The organism is Burkholderia alba (genome assembly GCF_034721475.1).
Taxonomy (GTDB): domain Bacteria; phylum Pseudomonadota; class Gammaproteobacteria; order Burkholderiales; family Burkholderiaceae; genus Burkholderia; species Burkholderia alba.
This window is the reverse complement of the sequence record NZ_JAWJWL010000163.1, coordinates 1-595: the sequence shown is the minus strand read 5'-3', so window position 1 is coordinate 595 and position 595 is coordinate 1. Positions and strand designations below refer to the sequence as shown.

1 pseudogene is annotated in these 595 nt (G+C 64.4%); it reads right to left on the bottom strand.

The window, feature by feature from the left end:
• A pseudogene (locus RZR99_RS33010) lies at positions 1-595 on the bottom strand (type VI secretion system tip protein VgrG); the annotation flags it as partial.

The following is a 595-nucleotide window of genomic DNA, read 5'->3' as shown; positions in this document are numbered from 1 at the left end:
CTCGAACCCACGGTGCTCGTCGAACTGCCGGTCGTCGACATGCTCGATCCGGTCACGCTCGTCGAGCTTCCCGTGGTCGATGTCGACACGCCCGTGATGCTGGTCGACGTGCCCGTGTTCGACATCGACGTACCGGTGATGCTCGTCGACGAACCCGTCACCGACGTGCTCGTGCCCGTCATGCTGTTCGACGTCCCCGTGTACGACAACGACACGCCCGTCGTGCTCTGCGACTGTCCGGTGTACGACGTGCTCACGTCGGTCATCGACGACGAAATGCCCGTCATGCTGGTCGAGACGCCCGTCACCGACGTGCTTGTGCCCGTCAGACTGGTCGAGGTTCCCGTCAACGATGTCGACACGCCGGTGAAGCTCGTGCCGACGCCCGTGAACGACGTGCTGACGCCGGTAAAGCTCGTCCCCACTCCGGTGAACGACGTCGACACGCCCGTGAAGCTCGTGCTCACGCCCGTGAACGACGTGCTGAGCCCCGTGAACGACGCCGACACGCCGGTAAAGCTCACCGACAAGCCCGTGTACGACACCGAAATCCCCGTGAAGCTGACGGAGATCCCCGTGACCGAGGTCGACGTGC